Annotated in this window: 11 protein-coding genes; all 11 read left to right on the forward strand. The window is 49.8% G+C overall.

Features of this window, described 5'->3' with window-relative positions; translation table 11 throughout:
- The first annotated feature begins 213 nt into the window (after positions 1-213).
- Positions 214-1,434 (forward strand): ROK family transcriptional regulator, encoded by a 1,221-nt coding sequence (locus HPY52_11380; GenBank protein NPV80860.1) that lies wholly within the window; start codon positions 214-216, stop codon positions 1,432-1,434.
- Between the two features lie 121 nt (positions 1,435-1,555).
- Positions 1,556-2,404 carry a sugar phosphate isomerase/epimerase gene (locus HPY52_11385; GenBank protein ID NPV80861.1) on the forward strand — a complete coding sequence of 283 codons (849 nt, stop codon included), beginning with the start codon at positions 1,556-1,558 and terminating at the stop codon, positions 2,402-2,404.
- A 158-nt stretch (positions 2,405-2,562) separates the two neighbouring features.
- Positions 2,563-3,567: a Gfo/Idh/MocA family oxidoreductase gene (locus HPY52_11390; protein NPV80862.1), complete on the forward strand. Its 1,005-nt coding sequence runs from the start codon at positions 2,563-2,565 to the stop codon at positions 3,565-3,567.
- 38 nt (positions 3,568-3,605) lie between these two features.
- On the forward strand, positions 3,606-4,391 hold the full coding sequence (locus HPY52_11395) for a sugar phosphate isomerase/epimerase (protein ID NPV80863.1): 786 nt from the start codon (positions 3,606-3,608) through the stop codon (positions 4,389-4,391).
- Between the two features lie 14 nt (positions 4,392-4,405).
- On the forward strand, positions 4,406-5,374 hold the full coding sequence (locus HPY52_11400; protein ID NPV80864.1) for a Gfo/Idh/MocA family oxidoreductase: 969 nt from the start codon (positions 4,406-4,408) through the stop codon (positions 5,372-5,374).
- A gap of 42 nt (positions 5,375-5,416) precedes the next feature.
- Entirely contained in the window at positions 5,417-6,565 is a 1,149-nt protein-coding gene (locus HPY52_11405) for a Gfo/Idh/MocA family oxidoreductase (protein ID NPV80865.1), read from the forward strand.
- Between the two features lie 210 nt (positions 6,566-6,775).
- Positions 6,776-7,591, forward strand: coding sequence for a sugar ABC transporter permease (locus tag HPY52_11410; GenBank protein NPV80866.1), 816 nt, complete (start codon positions 6,776-6,778; stop codon positions 7,589-7,591).
- 148 nt (positions 7,592-7,739) lie between these two features.
- A complete protein-coding gene (locus HPY52_11415) occupies positions 7,740-9,029 on the forward strand; it encodes an ABC transporter substrate-binding protein (protein NPV80867.1) in 1,290 nt (429 codons plus the stop codon).
- 69 nt (positions 9,030-9,098) lie between these two features.
- Positions 9,099-9,938 carry a carbohydrate ABC transporter permease gene (locus HPY52_11420; GenBank protein NPV80868.1) on the forward strand — a complete coding sequence of 280 codons (840 nt, stop codon included), beginning with the start codon at positions 9,099-9,101 and terminating at the stop codon, positions 9,936-9,938.
- 46 nt (positions 9,939-9,984) lie between these two features.
- Positions 9,985-11,046: a uroporphyrinogen-III decarboxylase-like protein gene (locus HPY52_11425; GenBank protein ID NPV80869.1), complete on the forward strand. Its 1,062-nt coding sequence runs from the start codon at positions 9,985-9,987 to the stop codon at positions 11,044-11,046.
- Positions 11,047-11,178: 132 nt separating this feature from the next.
- Entirely contained in the window at positions 11,179-13,059 is a 1,881-nt protein-coding gene (locus HPY52_11430) for a DUF4091 domain-containing protein (protein ID NPV80870.1), read from the forward strand.
- Positions 13,060-13,228: the final 169 nt, after the last annotated feature.

A 13,228-nucleotide genomic window follows, 5' to 3' on the forward strand; every position in this document is an offset into this window, starting at 1 on the left:
GGTGGAGATAATGTAGTCGCCACATATATTTCTCGGTTTTTATCATCCAAGAAGAAGGATTTTGAGCCTCCCTGTAGAAATAGATCATCAACAACTTAATCAATCAGTTTTACAATCACTTTATAGCTTCTTTTACAGATAAATTTAGATTGAACGAGCCGAGTTTTCGAGTTTACTATTATTGCGATAGAGCAAGCGATTGATGGGTGATTTATGCGATCTAGAATCTTCGGAGGTAATTCCATTAACGTCGGCATCTATAACCGAAACCTAGTCTTTGAGGTAATAAGATCCAGGGGGCCGATCAGCCGGGCAGAGATAGCTAGGGCTACGAATCTTACTACCGCCGCCATCACGAATATAGTCAGAGCATTGGTAGCGGATGGCTTCGTTGAGGAAATCGGACCGGGGGAGTCTTCAGGTGGGAGAAAGCCGGGATTGTTACAGGTCAGAAAGGGTTCTCGCTATTCCCTGGCTGCAGACCTGGCGGGAACGAATCTCTCTGTGGCTCTTACGACCATAACTGGCGAAATCGTTGCTCGGGTGGAAAAGAATATGCCGGCCGACAGCGGGCAAGCGGTCGACGCGCTCATAGAGGCTATTGGAGAACTCAGGAAGGCAAATGGGGTGGATCCTGCAAAAATAGTAGGTATAGGCGTGACCACTCCCGGCCTTATTGATAGAGCAACAGGCACTGTCATCAAGTCAGTTCGTCTTGGCTGGTATGGAGTTCCGCTCAAAGCCATTCTTGAAAATGCGCTTGACTTTCCCGTTTTCATTGGGAAGGATACAGAGTCCGCTATCCTTGGAGAACAGTGGTATGGGATAGGCAGAGGAGTGGATAATCTCATTTACGTGTGGGTCGGGACTGGTATAGCAATCGGGATTCTGCTCAATGGTCAGGTCTATACGGGTTCTACTGGGATGGCAGGTGAGTTTGGACATACTAGCATTCAGGCCGACGGGACCAGGTGCCGCTGCGGTAACGAGGGATGCCTCGAGGGACTGGCAGGACTCGAGGCGATTTCAGAACGCGCCAAGGGGGCTCTGATGCAGGGGGCAAGGAGTTCAATCCCTGGAATGACTCTTGATCCTAACATTGGTTCTCCGGCGCGGATTGCGCCTATGTCGGTCCTGGATGCTGCAGCGGCTGGTGATCCCGTCGCAATAGAAATTGTCGAGGATGCCGGTCGCAAACTCGGGATCGGGGTTGCCAACTTGATAAACATATTCAATCCGCAGGTGATATTGATTGGCGGCCAGATCAGGCCAAAAGATGAGAGGTTTATTGCCGAGGTCAAGAGGGTGGCCAAGCAACGCGCCCTTGCTGAGATCGCAAGCGCTGTTACTATCGACGTATCGCATCTCGGCCGAGACGCTGGACTTATGGGTGGAACCGCATTGGTCTGGAGAAATCTGTTTGGAACTGCATAGACCGTCACGGCGATCTATGGCTGGCATCGTCATGTGGAGAAAATGGCAACGGTCCATTCCCATGGTATCATGAAGACCTGGGGCCGATGGCGCACCAGGATTTAATAGGGAGGCGAGGTCTTTGAAAAAGGGCATAAATCAATGGTCATTTCCCGCTTCAACGAGTGTTTCCGATTGTCTGAGACTTGCGGAGAAGGCTGGCTTTGAAGGGCTTGAACTGTGTCTTGAGGAGAAAGGAGAATTCTCTCTCGATACCTCTCCAGAATATGTGTCGAAACTTGCGCAGGCTGCGCGTGATATTGGCATAGAGGTGCCATCTGTGGCTACAGGTCTTTATTGGAAGTACTCTCCTACATCCTCAGATCAAGCGGTGCGGGCAAAGGCCTTGGAGATCGCAAAGCGGCAAATAGAATTCGCGTCTATCCTTGGGGCTGACACGATCCTTTATGTTCCTGGAGCCGTGAATGTGCCGTGGGACCCTTCATCAGAGATTGTCGAGTATGATGTAGCCTATAGCCGGGCTAAGGATATGCTTCTGGCGTTGACTGAGACCGCCGATCAATATGGCATCAACATTGGCGTAGAGAATGTGTGGAATAAATTCCTCCTCTCACCCCTGGAAATGTGTCAATTCATCGATGAGATCGGGCACCCGCGGGTGCAAGCATATTTCGATGTAGGAAATGTCCTGGTTTCTGGATATCCGGAACACTGGATCAAGATCCTCAAAAATCGGATCAAGAAGGTGCATGTCAAGGATTTCAAAGTGGAAATCGGCAATATCACAGGTTTCACAAATCTGTTGCAGGGAGACGTAAACTGGCCCGGAGTGGTGGCAGCTCTCCAAGATGTTGGCTATGATGGATACCTCACCGCCGAGATATTGCCTCCCTACCGTTATTATCCGGAGAAGCTCATTTATGATGTATCTTCCAGCCTTGATGAAATCTTAGGAAGGGCGCGGAAGTAGCCGCCGTGGGAAAACTGACACAACAGGGAGATCGGCGTTGGATAATTGGCCATAGACGGCGATCCAGGAATGTATCCATGAAGATCCCCCGGGTAAGATCCCCCGGGTGCTTGAACGGGATTTGGTTATGAAGACAACTTGCGAAGGGATGACCTGCTATGGTGAAGATTGGAATGCTTGGCGCTGGTTTCATAGGCAAAGTGCATGCACAGGCATATGCGAATATTCCTCAAGCCAAAGTCGTGGCTGTCTGCGATCTGAACGCGGATGAGGCGAAAAAGCTGGCCGAGAATTTCGGGGCCGACGTGAGCACTGACTGCTCAGAAGTAATTGGTAGGTCTGATGTGGATATAATCGATGTTTGCCTGCCTACATACCTTCATGCCCGCTACGCGGTCGAGGCTGCCAGGGCGGGAAAACATGTTTTCTGCGAGAAGCCTATGGCCTTCACGCTTGCAGAGGCTGATTCCATGATAGAGGCGGCTGAGAAGGCCGGGATCAGCATGATGATCGGCCAGGTCCTGCGTTTCTGGCCTGAATACGTTGCCATCAAGAAAGTCCTGGATAGCGGAGAGCTGGGTAAGTCCCTTGCTATCACAGCTACACGCCTTGGAACTGCGCCAGTCTGGTCGTGGGATAGATGGATACTGGACCCTAACCGTGGTGGCGGAGCCGCCCTTGACCTACATATTCATGATCTAGATTACGTCTCATGGGTCTGGGGAAAGCCAAATGGGGTAAGCGCCCGCGGTGTTAGATCAGTCGCCGGCGCATGGGATCACATTTTTACAACGTTAAGCTACGATGACGGGCGGGTAGCTCTTGTAGAAGGGACCTTTTTTGTGCCCCAGAATTTCCCGTTTACCATGGCACTAAGGGCGGTATGTGAGGAAGGGACCGTGGAGTTCACATTCCGGGCGGGTGTCAACATTGAGGCCCGTGACAAGGTAGAGAACCCCGTTGTGGTCTACAAGAGGGATGGCACTATAGCTTATCCTGAAGTGGGTAGGGAAGATGCATATAAGGCCGAAATTGAGTATTTCGTGAATTGCGTTAATGAAGGCAGAAAACCAGAGATGTCAACTCCTAGGGATGCAAGGCAGTCTCTGGAGATCGCGCTTGCCGCAATAGAATCTGCTGGGAGAGGGGATGCGGGGATCTAATAGAGGGCTATTAGATTCCTTATGGGGGTGAATTGGATATGAAGCTCGCCTGTCAGGAGAATCTCGTCCCTGGTAAGAGTCTCGAAGAGAAGTTATATCGCCTTGAGAAATATGGTTACGCAGGCATTGAGTTTTGGGGCGGCAACATCAAGTCCAGAGCCGAGGAGATAAGGCGGCTATGTGAGCAAAGCAAGGTGAAGCCAAGCACCATATGTGCGGGCTTTAGGGGCTCTCCCCTGGATGCAGACAAGGGGCAGAGGGACCTTGCGATGGCAGATATCAAGGAACTCCTGGAGGTAGCGGGTTACATTGGCGCCATCGGAGTGATAGTGGTGCCGATCTTTGGGCAGCCGAAGGTGCCCGACCTCTCTCCCTGGAAAACGGCGCGCGAGATCGAATTTGAGCTTCTAGTCAAACTGTTGAAAGATATCGCTCCACATGCGGAGAGAGCGAATTCCATTCTCCTGATTGAACCTCTTAACCGATATGAAACCCATTTCCTCCGGACACTTGAAGATGCCGTCTCAGTGGTGAAGGAAGTGGCGAGCCCCAGCGTTCAGATTATGGCTGACTTTTTCCATATGTCCATCGAGGAAGTGAATATAGCCAAGAGTATCGAGGCAGCGGGCCCATACATCCAGCATATACATCTCGCCGACAGCACGCGACTTCTGCCTGGATACGGACACACGGATTTCGAGGCAGGTTTTACTGCCCTCAAGAAGATAGGCTTCAGGAATTACATGGCGCTGGAATGCGGGGTGCCGGGCGACCCGGACCTGGAACTCCCTAAGTGCGCTGAATACCTCAGGAAATTCATATAGGGGGAGGATCTGCCATGTCTGTTAGAGTTGGTTTTATCGGGGTTGGGGGCATCTCAAAAGTCCATTTGGAGTATCTTGCAAAATCCCAGGATGCGAAGATAGTGGCTGTGTCGGACATTGCCGAAGAAAAGGCCAGACAGGTGGGCGCGACCTATGGAGCTTCTGCCTATGTGAACTATGAAGAAATGCTTGATAAAGAAGATCTTGATGCTGTATATATCTCTCTCCCGCCTTTCGCGCATGGAAAACCCGAGCTCAAAGCCGCAGAGCACGGCCTGCACCTATTCATCGAAAAGCCGATAGCTACCAACATCGATACAGCAAAAGAGATCTTGAAGGTGATTGCGGAAAAGCGACTCATAAGCTCTGTCGGATATCAGTGGAGATATCTTGATACGGTGGGCAAGGCAAGAGAGCTTCTCTCAGGTAGGACTGTGGGGATGGTGCTAGGTTACTGGATGGGCGGATTGCCAGGAGTCGCCTGGTGGAGAGTGATGGAGCAGTCCGGCGGCCAGTTTGTGGAGCAGACCACTCATATAGTTGATCTCGCAAGATACACAGCTGGAAATGTGAAAAGAGTCTTTGCGTCATATGCCTTAAGAAGCCTGCAGGATGTGCCCAATTTGAATGTTCCTGATGTTGGCACGGTGACCCTTGAGTTTGAAAATGGCGCTATAGGGACCATTTCCAATACCTGTATGCTTTCTCAAGGATATAATGTTGGGCTCAATGTAGTGACACGAGATCTTGTGCTGGAGATGACCGGATCCAGCCTTAAACGCATTGAGCCGTATCACACGGAAGAATTCCGGACAAGGGTGAATCCCTACAACCTAGAAGATCAGTCATTCATCGATGCGGTGAAGACAGGAGATACGTCGAAGATCAGATCTACGTATGCTGATGCTTTTGAAACCCACAGGGTGACCATGGCAGCGAATGAGTCTGCACGGTTAGGGAAGCCTGTGGATCTAATTGAATAAATTCCCCGCGGCGGTGGGGCGAGTATTAGGAGGCATGAAAGCATGGAGCAATTGCGAATTGGAGTAATAGGGGTCAGTGGTCGTGGTCGCTTGGCTGATCATTGGCACAATCCAGGCGGAAGATCTGTTGTAGTGGCGGGTGCAGACATTAACGAAAAGTACTTGAAGGAATTCAAGGAGCGCTACGGAGATTCGGTTTTTGTGACGACTGATTATCGCCGGCTTCTTGAAAGACCTGATGTGGATGCAGTACTCGTCTCATCGCCGGATTTCTGTCATGAGGAGCATGCGGTGGCCGCGCTTGAGGCTGGTAAGCATGTCTATTGCGAGAAACCCCTTGCAATTACAGTGGAGGGCTGCGATCGAATCCTCAAGGCCTGGCGAGCCTCCGGAAGGAAGCTCATGGTAGGATTTAACATGCGATATATGAATATGTTCCGAACGATGAAAGAAATCGTTGATTCAGGGGCGATCGGGGAGATCAAGGCCGTATGGGTCCGTCATTTTGTGGGGCATGGCGGGGACTTCTACTATCACGATTGGCACGCCATGCGCCGCAATACTACTTCGCTTCTCCTCCAGAAAGGTTCTCATGACATAGATATCATACACTGGATCTCTGGTGCGTACGGCAAGCGGGTTGCAGCCTTTGGCGGCCTTGATTTCTTTGGTGGAGATAAGCCCAATGACCTGGTGTGCCCCACTTGCCCCGAGCGGCGTACCTGCCCGGATCCGGCCAGGGCCGACACTCGTATTCAATGTGCTTTCCGCAAGGAAGTGGATGTAGAAGATAATAATGTGGTCATCATGGAGCTGGAAAATGGGATAAAGGCTTCGTATCTCCAGTGCCATTTCACGCCAGATTACCACCGCAACTATACCTTCATCGGGACAGAAGGAAGGATCGAGAATTCCGAACCCGAAGGCAAGGTCTGGGTGAAGACCAGGGATTCGCATGACTGGAAGGCCCTTGCCAATCGCACCTATGAGGTCAAACCCGCTGTCGGAGGCCATGGCGGCGGTGATCCTGTCGCCTGTGAGGATTTCCTGGATATGATTCTGGAAGGCAAAGAGCCTGTAGCAACGCCAATCGCTGGGAGAATGAGCGTTGCTGTAGGGTGCGCTGCCGCCGAATCGATGCGCTCAGGCGGCAAGGTGGTTGAGGTGGCTCCGCTGCCTGATCTAGGTTAGAAGTTGCAGATTCCGGTCGCCTCGTCTTTACCTGGTACGCTCTAATCGGATACTAGATGACCGCTGGGATGCAAGGAAATTCGTCTGGAGGCGACCGGTGTCCATATCGCACCATCGGGGGTGATCAACGTGGCACGGAAGTATTCTTTGCAGAAAAATAAAAGGTTTTTAGGATATGCGTTTACTTCGCCTTGGATCTTGGGGTTCCTTATGTTCACTTTATATCCTTTTGCGGCATCGATCTATTATAGTCTCACGGACTATAGTGTCTTGAATGCCCCAGAGTTTGTAGGAGTCGGAAATTATGTGACCCTCTTTAGTAAAGACCCTTTGTTTTGGAAGTCGCTTTATAATACTCTGTACTATGCAGTTATCTCCCTGCCACTACAAATATTAGTTGCGCTGGGACTAGCTACTTTACTGAACCAGCGAGTTAGGGGACTGGCAGTTTTCAGAACCATTTTCTACCTTCCTTCTATAGTGCCGATTGTTGGCGCCTCAATTGTATGGATGTGGCTTCTAAATCCACAATATGGCATTATCAATGGAATTCTCTATGCTCTCGGTATCAACGGTCCTGGGTGGATCACCGACCCCGTCTGGTCTAAACCCTCACTGATCATAATGAGCCTGTGGGGCGTAGGAGGATCCATGATAATATACCTTGCCGCCTTGCAGGATGTACCTGTCCAATTATATGAGGCCTCGGAACTAGATGGGGCAAGCCCTTTGCATAAGTTCAGGCATGTTACACTGCCAATGATTTCTCCAGCAATATTCTTCCAATTAGTGATGGGGTTGATCGGGGCTCTTCAATATTTCACTCAGGCTTATGTAATGACTCAGGGCGGCCCTGCTGACTCGACACTTTTCTATTCACTATATCTATATAACAATGCTTTCCGGTACTTCAAAATGGGGTATGCCTCTGCCATGGCATGGATTTTGTTTATTATCATCTTGGTGTTGACTCTCTTGGTGTTCAGGACTTCGCGCAGCTGGGTTTATTACGCTGGTGGGAGGTGATAAGCAGGGGGAATGGGTTAGAAGTATGGATTTGGTCGGCGCGTACCAAACTAGAGTAGTCTTTGGATGCTCTCTATTTAGCGGAATTCGCGGTTTGGCGGTATCTATTGATCCCTTCCAAAACAACAAATGCAGAGGTGAGAAATAAATGAGAAAGACTGTAATTTATGCCCTAGTGATCCTTGCCTGTATCTCATCTGTATGGAGTTCAGCCTATGCTGCCACGAAACCTGTGGAAGTTACATTATGGCATGGATGGACTGGGGACTGGACCAAAGTTATTGATGATATAGTGAAGATGTTTAACGATTCTCATCCTGGTATCAAAGTCAAACCCCTAGTTGTTCCATACGGTGAGAGGGATACCAAACTTATGGCAGCAATTGCAGCCGGCAATCCGCCAGATATCATCTACACAATGGGCAACACTGCCTCTTATGCTGCGCGTGGTGCAATGATACCGATCGACGAGCTCATGACTCCGCAAGAGCTGGCAGACTATAAGCGCTATCAATGGCCCATGTGGCAGGCAAATGTATACAAAGGACATCTATGGACATTCCACGGATTTATTGATGTTATGGCCCTATACTATAACAAAGGCCATTTCAAACAGGCAGGTCTCGATCCCAATGAGCCGCCCAAGGATATTGCTACATTAGATAGTTATGCTGAGAAGCTTACTGTCCATGATAGCAGGGGAAATATCACGAGATTAGGTTTTCTGCCCGAGAATCTGCTCTGGTGGGGAGCAGTATTTGGAGGCGACTGGTTTAAGGAAGGCAAGGTAACGGCAAATGATCCGGAAATCATAAAGGCTGGAGAATGGTTTGCATCTTATTCCAAGAAATATGATGTCAAAAAGTTGACAGCCTTCCAAGGAGGTCTTGCCGAGGAAAGGGCAAGGGCTTTGGATCCCTTTATTTCGGGGAAGTATTCGATGCAGTTGATGGGGCAGTGGAAAATTCTGGACATAGCAAAGTATGCTCCTAAGGATTTCGATTACGGGATTGTTCCTTTGCCTACTCCCCCAGGCGGAAGAAAGAACGCTATAATAGTGCCTTCCGGTTACGGGCTCATTCCAAAGGGTGCCAAACATCCTAAGGAGGCTCTCCAATATCTCCTATACTGGGTAGGTAAAGGGTACGAGGAAGACCGCGCAAAGATAATGACGATGGGCGGGTGGATGCCTCTTGCCGATGGCCCATGGCAGGCCAGGGCGGCGCAGGACTATATGAAGCAGTATCCTCATTTCAAGGTATTTGTAGACCTTCTACGAAACGGACAGGTTGTATCCTTTGCCAGTCCTGTGGAATTGTTCTATAGTGACAGACTTACGCAAGCAGAAGATCGGATTAGACTTCTCCAGGAAACTCCGAAACAGTCACTGGATAGAGTCACTAAAGAGGTTCAGGCGGAACTTGATAAGATCAAATGAAGAGCCGGGGTCAGGGGCCTGCGGATGCGCCCGCAGGCCCTCTCCTGATTAGATAGGGGGGATCTTAGAATGATAGTCTCCAAGCGCACCCGAATAATCCGGCAAACGGCCGTCTATTTGGCATTGATAATGCTTAGTCTTGTGTTTCTCCTACCGCTTTTTTGGATGGTTTCTACCTCTCTAAAGCCAGATAGGCAGATCTTTGCCTTTCCTCCCATTTGGATACCTAGTCCGCTCCAATGGAGTAACTATGCTACTGCATGGACATTTGTTCCCTTCTTCACATACCTAAAAAACACGCTTATTATATGTGGGCTAGCCGTATTCGGCGCATTAGTCTCATGCCCGCTGGTTGCCTATGGGCTCTCTAAGATTCAATGGCCTGAGAGAGATGCGTTATTTATACTGCTGATCTCCACAATGATGATTCCCTATCAGGTAGTCATGATACCGGTATATCTTGTCTTCAATAAACTAGGGTGGGTTAATACCTTTAGGCCCCTTGTAGTTCCTGCTTTTTTCGGCATACCTTTTTACATTTTTTTGCTTCGTCAATTCTTTATGACTATACCAAGTGAACTGGATGACGCCGCGAGGGTGGACGGGTGTTCGGAGATCATGATCCTCTACCGGGTTATTCTCCCTCTTGCGAAGCCGGCATTGGCCGTGGTCGCCCTTTTCCAATTCATAGCGCATTGGAACGATTTTCTTGGTCCGTTAATCTACCTGACAGATCAAAGTAAATACACTTTAGCCCTGGGCTTGCAGCAATTCCAGAGTGGATATCACACTGCATGGGCAGCCCTCATGGCCGCCGCGACCATGGTTACGCTTCCGATAATTGTGCTGTTCTTCTTTACTCAAAAGACATTCATTCAAGGTATAACTCTAACAGGCATAAAGGAATAGGAGTATTTCCATTCATATCACATGTTTCAGGAGGGTATGAGGCATCTTGTACAAGGAGACAATGACACCGCGAGAACGCTGGCTGGCTGTGCTTACCCGCCATAAGCCCGATCGTGTTCCAATGGATTACCGAGCCACAGATGAAGCGACTGCCAGGTTGATGAGGTACCTTGGTTGTTCGGATTTGGATGCCCTCTTTAGGCAGTTGCATATCGACCAGCCGGTGGTGGTAAACCCGGAATATATTGGGCCGTCAATTCCTGATGATACCGACATCTATGGTTGTCGTTATAGGGATGTGTCATACGGGATGGGCTCTTACAGGGAATGTGTTTACCATCCGCTTGCAGAGTATAAGACAGTTGACGAAATAAAGCTAAATTACAGATGGCCGAGCCCAGATTGGTATGACTATTCGGTCATCCCCAAACAGATAAGGGGCAAGGAGGATCGTCCAATTCAGGGTGGGGGCTCGGAACCTTTTTTGATATATAAATATCTACGTGGAGATGAACAGGCTTTTATTGATCTAATTGAAAATCCTGAGATCGTCCATTATTGCCTTGATAAACTCTTTAATTTCTGCTATGAGAACACCCTTCGAATCTATGAGCAGATTCCAGGGATGGTACTGATAACCTATGTAGCCGAAGACATGGGGTCTGAAAGTGACCTAATGTATTCGCCTGCGCATATTCGGGAGTTTTTCATCCCGCGCATGAAACGCATGATTGACCTCGTTCACCAGGCTGGTGCTTTTGCGTTCCATCATAATGACGGGGCTATCCGTAAGATTATTCCTGATATGATTGAAGCTGGGATAGACGTCCTAGATCCGGTTCAATGGAAGTGCAAGGGAATGGATCGTAGGGCATTAAAACATGATTTTGGTGATAGGCTAATTTTCCATGGAGGTGTGGACAATCAATATACACTAGCGTTTGGCACTATAGACGAGGTACGGCAAGAGGTACTGGATAACCTCGGCATCCTGGGTGAGGGAGGGGGATATATTCTAGCTCCCTGCCATAATATTCAAGCCGTTAGCCCGCCGGAGAATATTGTAGAGATGTATAAGATCGGATATGAATATGGATGGACTCCGTAGGGGGCGACTTTTCGTATCTTCCGAATCCTCGCTCGGATCCCGCAAGTTTGCACATCGGTAAAATTAGTATTGAGGGTATGAGATCCCTGGATCACTATCGAATGTTAATCTCTAAGGAAGAGGTGCGGTCTGATGTATGTCTTCGGCCTAAAAGAGGCGAGTTTCAAGTATGTTTGTGGTCATATGCGGGGCTCACCCGCGGAGTTTTGCCAGGAGCAGCAGATAAAGCTAGTGACTGCGCGCCGCGGGCTATGCGCATTTCAGGTCCTAGTTCACGGGGACCAAGATTTCATGCTGGCTGTGACAGATGCACCCATTTTCTATAAATCTGGCCCATTGGATATCATTCGCCTCGAAGTCTCGGGACGGCTCCCCGGAGCTGTCAATAAACAGCTTATAGGGCTCATCGAGGATGATGACCGACAGCTGAAGGCGGATCTATTGCTTACACAAGACGCAATCTTCGTTGCCGGCCGAAACCTGCAGCCCGTTTGGGTTGAGTTTGAAATACCGGAGTCCGCTTCGGCCGGTATATATGAAGGAAAGGTGATCCTCTGGCGACACAGGATGTTTGCCACCGAGGAGAAACTCGGAGAGCTAAGCTTCACTATTGAAGTGAAGGATGTCACGCTTCCGCTGCCGCAGGATTATCATTTTTATCTGGATCTTTGGCAGCATTCATCTAATATAAGCCGGAAGCATGAGACGCCCTTATGGAGCGATGCTCACTTCAATGTCCTGGATAAATATGTGGCCTCCCTGGCAGCGTTGGGGCAGAAGGCGGCGACGGTTATCGTCTCTGAAATCCCATGGTCAGGGCAGGGTTCTGTCCGAGATTTGGTGTATCCTTCGGATCTTTTCGAGTATAGCATGGTGCGTGTCAGAAAGGACGCCAGCGGCGAATTCCGCTATGATTATTCAATTCTGGATCGCTATGTGGATCTTTGCGAGCGCCATGGGATCAAAGATGAAATAGAGGTCTTCGGCCTGATCAATATCTGGCAATTCAGCGAAGGCGGGTTTGCGGGCGCTGTCGATTATATTGATGATATTCGCGTTCGCTACTACGATGAGGCGAGCGGGAGTTATGCCTTCTTACGTGAAGGAAATGAGATAGAGGCATATATCAAGGCGCTGGAGGAACATTTCGCAAATAGAGGCTGGCTGGAGCGGGTGAGAGTTGTCGCCGATGAACCGGCGGATCTGGAGCTTTACCAGCGTCGCCTTGAAAACCTCCGCCGGATTGCGCCTAGTTTCAAGTTCAAGGCAGCCATAAACCATAAGGAGATGTTACTATCACCACCACCCAACCTCTCTGATTTCGTTCCTTTTCTGTATCTCCTCTGGGATAATTGGGATGATCTCGGCGAATTGCGGAAACTGGTTCCGGGGCGGTTCCTCTGGTATGTATGCTGCGGGCCTGAATGGCCAAATACCTTCCTACGTTCCCCATTGATTGAGAGTCGCCTTATCCCGGTTCTGACCTTCTTTATGGGGTGCGACGGCTTTCTGCGCTGGAACTACACTGTCTGGCCTGAAAAACCTCGTGAGAGACTCTCGTTCCGCGCGCCGTTCTGGCCGGCGGGCGATACTAATTTCGTCTACCCCGGCAATTTCGGTGGACCTTTACTTTCATTGCGCTATAAGCTTCTGCTCAAGGGAATTCAGGATTTTGAGCTCCTGTGGATGGTCAAACAGGCCGGAATGGGAAATAAGATCCAGGAATATTTCTCAATGATCCTGCGAAGCCCGTTATTGAGGGAAGCGCGGGGGGCGGAGGCAGCGGAACGCGCGCAGGAGACAGGAGGCGCATCGAAAGCAGAAGACGCACAGAGGACGGAGAGCGCGTGGAATGCGGAAAGTGCGCGGAATGCGGGAGAGACTTTGCAAGAGAAGAGAGCCCGCGGGACGCTGAGGCGTGAGGAATTATATAGCCTCAATGACGCTGACTATGAACGTGCCACAGCGCTTTTGCTGGATGCGCTGGCAGACCTGGGGATAGGTCGTCGATAGACTCTTCGAGGGATTATTCATCGGGCCGCTCCTATTTATAATGGCAAACTCGCGCGGTCAGATTCTTTGCCTCAAGATCATGGTTTTTCTCAGTGGCTCCAGCAGGGAAATCTACTTCTTTGGCGAAGAGGAATGGCGGACTATTCCAGACCTCTTCAATGAGGAGAGG

The sequence above is a fragment of the Bacillota bacterium genome (genome assembly GCA_013178415.1).
Taxonomy (GTDB): Bacteria; Bacillota; SHA-98; order Ch115; family Ch115; genus Ch115.

What these genes read in the sequence shown, in the direction of transcription:
- HPY52_11400 (NPV80864.1), top strand. Translation starts at nt 4,406, where the DNA reads ATGTCTGTTAGAGTTGGTTTTATCGGGGTTGGGGGCATCTCAAAAGTC.
- HPY52_11420 (NPV80868.1), top strand. Translation starts at nt 9,099, where the DNA reads ATGATAGTCTCCAAGCGCACCCGAATAATCCGGCAAACGGCCGTCTAT.
- HPY52_11405 (NPV80865.1), top strand. Translation starts at nt 5,417, where the DNA reads ATGGAGCAATTGCGAATTGGAGTAATAGGGGTCAGTGGTCGTGGTCGC.
- HPY52_11395 (NPV80863.1), top strand. Translation starts at nt 3,606, where the DNA reads ATGAAGCTCGCCTGTCAGGAGAATCTCGTCCCTGGTAAGAGTCTCGAA.
- HPY52_11380 (NPV80860.1), top strand. Translation starts at nt 214, where the DNA reads ATGCGATCTAGAATCTTCGGAGGTAATTCCATTAACGTCGGCATCTAT.
- HPY52_11390 (NPV80862.1), top strand. Translation starts at nt 2,563, where the DNA reads ATGGTGAAGATTGGAATGCTTGGCGCTGGTTTCATAGGCAAAGTGCAT.
- HPY52_11430 (NPV80870.1), top strand. Translation starts at nt 11,179, where the DNA reads ATGTATGTCTTCGGCCTAAAAGAGGCGAGTTTCAAGTATGTTTGTGGT.
- HPY52_11415 (NPV80867.1), top strand. Translation starts at nt 7,740, where the DNA reads ATGAGAAAGACTGTAATTTATGCCCTAGTGATCCTTGCCTGTATCTCA.
- HPY52_11410 (NPV80866.1), top strand. Translation starts at nt 6,776, where the DNA reads ATGTTCACTTTATATCCTTTTGCGGCATCGATCTATTATAGTCTCACG.